Source organism: Microbacterium sp. Kw_RZR3 (assembly GCF_029222405.1).
GTDB lineage: Bacteria > Actinomycetota > Actinomycetes > Actinomycetales > Microbacteriaceae > Microbacterium.
The window spans coordinates 1-3,539 of sequence record NZ_JARHXC010000282.1 but is presented as its reverse complement, the minus strand read 5'-3'; the positions used below and the strand labels follow the sequence as shown (position 1 = coordinate 3,539).

Here is a 3,539-nt window from a genome sequence, read left to right as displayed (position 1 = left end):
CCCCCGCAACCCCGAGGGGTGCGAGGGCGGCCGTCACTGCGGGACGGGTCACGGGCAGTCCTTCGCGGCGATGCTCAGCGACACCGGGGTGTTCTTGTTCGTCGCGGTGCCCGCGGCGGGGTTCGTCCCCGTCACGCGGCCCTCGGCGGGCGCGCTCGCGTCCTTCTCGCAGCTGCCGATCGAAACGGTCCCGAAGCCTGCGGCGAGCAGAGCGGCCCGGGCGGAGCTGACGGGGTTTCCGGACACGTCCGGGACCGTGGCACCCTGGCCGTTGCCGGGGCTGATCGTGATCGTCGATCCCGCGGGCGCCGTTCCGCCACCGGGGTTCTGCGCCGCGACGCGATCGCCGCCCATGTCGGAGTCGACGGGGGAGCCCACGGTCACGCTGAAGCCTGCGGACTCGAGCGTCGATCGGGCGTCGTCGATGCTCTTGCCCACCACGTTCGGCAGGTCGCGCTGGATCGTGCGCGTCAGGTTCGACGGCGGCTGCGGGAAAGCGTCCCCTCCGTAGAACTCGTCCGCGGCGCTCTGAGCGCCCTCGGCGATCGTGTACCTCATGTTCGAGAGCTGTTGCCCGTTCCAATACTTGCCGAACAGGGTCTCGGTGCCCTCCCAATTGCCGACCCACACCGCGGTGGTGACGTTGGTCGAAGACTCGATCATCCAGGTGTTCCAGCCCTCGTGGGTACCGGTCTTGCCGATCAGGGCGGTTCCGTCGAACGGGTTGGCCGACTGTCCGGTTCCGCCGCCGGTCATGACCCCCTGCAGAGCGTAAGCGGCCGCGGCGGACACCTCAGGCGTCAGGGTACCGGGCGTGCACTGGCGGTCGGGGATCGGACGCTCGGCACCGTCGCTGTCCGTCACCTTGTCGATGACCTTCGGCTGGCAGTGGGTGCCGCCGTTGGCGACCGTCGCGTAGGCGCCGGCCATCGCGATCGGAGAGACGTTGTCATCGCCGATGACGTTGTTGGCGACCCGCATCTCGATGTCGGTGCCGTCGCCACGGGTGACGCCGAGCTTCTTGGCGACCTTGGCGATGTCACAGAGGTCGAGCTGCGCGGCCATCGCGAGGTAACCGGTATTGAGCGAGTTCTTGGTGAAGGTCATCGGGGTGCCGTAGTAACCCGGGTCGGACGCGAAGTTGTTGATGACGGTGCCGCCCCCGTTGATCCAGTCGCCGTAACAGGAGTTCTTCATGTTCGGCACCGGACGCAGGCGACCGTTGAGGTTCTCGTTGAGCGAGTGGCCCTTCTCCAGCCAGTCCACGAGTGTGAAGAGCTTGAAGGTCGATCCGGCGTTGAAGCCGATGGAACCGCCGGTGTCCTTGTCTCCCGCGAAGACGATGGAGTTGTAGGCCGGATCGGATTCCGCCTGCGTGGGGTCCTGCGTGAACTTCGTGTTCTGCGCGATGCCGAGGATGCGGCCGGTCTTGGCCTCCATGCTGACCGCGGTGGAACCGAATTTCATTCCGTCGAAGCTCTGCGGCGCGTTCTCGTTCATCGCGGTCTGCGCGGCATCCTGAATACGCCAGTCGAGCGTGGTCTGGATCGTGAGACCGTCCTGGCGGAGCGCGTCGACGCGGTCGTCGACGGTGGCGCCGAAAGCGGGGTCGTTCAGGATCGTCGCGACGACGTACTGGCAGAAGTACGGGGCGCCCGAGTTCGCGCAGCCCTGGTCGGTCGCGGTGATCTGCGGGGTGATCGGCTCGATGGCCGCCGCGACGTATTGCTCGTGCGTGATCTTGCCGTCCGCCTCCATGCGGCTGAGGACATACAGCTGGCGACCCTTGGTCTCGCTGTAGCCGTCGGCGGCGTTCACGAGCTGCTCCTGCGTGATCTCACCGTTGTCGCGCAGTGTGTAGAGCGCCTGGATGGTGCTTTGGTCGACGTCGTCGATCGACCCGTCCGGCGCCTTGTTCCACGAGGTCTCGCCGTCGCTGATCGACCCTTCCGGGCGGTCGATGCGGAAGCGGTTCGGGTTCTGCACCATGCCCGCGAGGACGGCGGCCTGGCCCACGTTCAGCTGCGCAGCCGGGACGTTGAAGTAGTACTTGGCGGCAGCGTCGATGCCGTAGGTCACGCCGCCGAAGTTCGCGATGTTGAGGTACCCGAGGAGGATCTGATCCTTCGTGTACTGCTTCTCGAGCTGGATCGCGTACCGCATCTCCTGCAGCTTGCGCTGGTAGCCCGCGACGCCGTCGGACTGGATCGCCTCGAGGGCGCACGCCTGGAGGGCCTCATCGCGCGTCTGCGCGGGCTGGCCGTCGGAGCCGTCCGTCGCTTTGGCGTCGCGCTCGCATCGCTGCACGAGCACGTTCTTGACGTACTGCTGGCTGATCGAGGAGCCACCCTGGGTCTCGCCGCCCGAGGCGTTGCTGAGGAGCGCACGGGTGGTGCCGATGAGGTCGACGCCGCCGTGCTGGTAGTACCGCGGGTCCTCGGAGGAGAGGATCGCGTCGTACATGACGGGGTTCACCTGGTCGAACGTGACGGGGGATCGGTTCTGGTCGTAGAACTTCGCGAGGACCCGGTCGCCGGCCATGAGCGTCGTGGGCAGCATGAGCGCGTCAGGCTGCAGGTAGCTCGGCATATTGTCGAAGATCGTGATGGCGCTGCTGGCAGCGGCACCTGACACGGCGATCGCCGGGGTGACGGCGGCGGTCAGCAGAACACCGGCGGCCGTGCTCAGACCGACGAGGCCGAGGATGCCGCCGAGCGCACCGCTAGCCGTTCGTTTGTTCTCAGGCATAGGGTTGATGCTAAGCGACGTTGCTGGGCGATGCCTCGATGGCGTGCGCTCGCGCGCGTACGCGTCCTGGCCGCGCACACCTCGTGCGCGGCATCCGAGTCACCTTCGGGAGCTGCGAATGACCACGTGGGAGTACCTCACCACGCCGCTGTTGATCCACAACACCGCGGCGATCCTCAACAACTGGGGAAAGCAGGGGTGGGAGCTCGTGCAGGTCGTCACCGGCCCCGAAGGCGGGCTCGTGGCGTACTTCAAGCGCCCGACCGGCGGTGGCACGGCCAACGCGGGCCTCGGGGCAGCCGAGGCCGCGGCGCGTCAGTTCGAGGGTCAGCAGTGAGCGTCGCGGAGCGCCTCGCCGCGCTGGGTGTCGAAGTCCCCTCGGTCGTGCCCCCGGTCGCGGCCTACATCCCCGCGAAGCAGCACGGCGATCTCATCTACACCTCCGGTCAGCTGCCGATGGTGCAGGGCGCCCTGCCCGAAACGGGCAAGGTCGGCGAGTCCGAGGGTCTCGTGAGCCCCGCGGATGCCAAGACCTACGCGCGCCAGTGCGCGCTCAACGCCCTCGCGGCGGCGGCGGCCGTCGCCGGCGGTGTCGACAAGCTGACGGGCGTGCTCAAGCTCACCGGGTTCGTGGCATCCGTCCCCGAATTCACCGGGCAGCCCGGCGTCATAAACGGCGCGAGCGAGTTCCTGGGCGAGGTCTTCGGCGATGCCGGGGTCCACGCACGCTCCGCCGTCGGTGTTCCCGTCCTGCCGCTGGACAGCCCCGTCGAGGTCGAGGTCGTCTTCAC

General features: G+C 67.8%; 3 protein-coding genes. 2 read left to right on the top strand and 1 reads right to left on the bottom strand.

Going from position 1 to position 3,539, the window contains the following annotated elements; genetic code table 11:
* Positions 1-48: 48 nt before the first annotated feature.
* Positions 49-2,748 (bottom strand): transglycosylase domain-containing protein, encoded by a 2,700-nt coding sequence (locus tag P2P98_RS15705; RefSeq protein WP_275801096.1) that lies wholly within the window; start codon positions 2,746-2,748, stop codon positions 49-51.
* A gap of 118 nt (positions 2,749-2,866) precedes the next feature.
* Here P2P98_RS15705 and P2P98_RS15700 point away from each other — a divergent pair, with 118 nt between their 5' ends.
* Positions 2,867-3,085, top strand: coding sequence for a hypothetical protein (locus tag P2P98_RS15700; RefSeq protein ID WP_013585749.1), 219 nt, complete (start codon positions 2,867-2,869; stop codon positions 3,083-3,085).
* Positions 3,082-3,539, top strand: a 458-nt coding sequence (locus P2P98_RS15695; protein ID WP_275801093.1) for a RidA family protein, incomplete at its 3' end; no start/stop codon positions are given. The genes P2P98_RS15700 and P2P98_RS15695, both read left to right, overlap by 4 nt.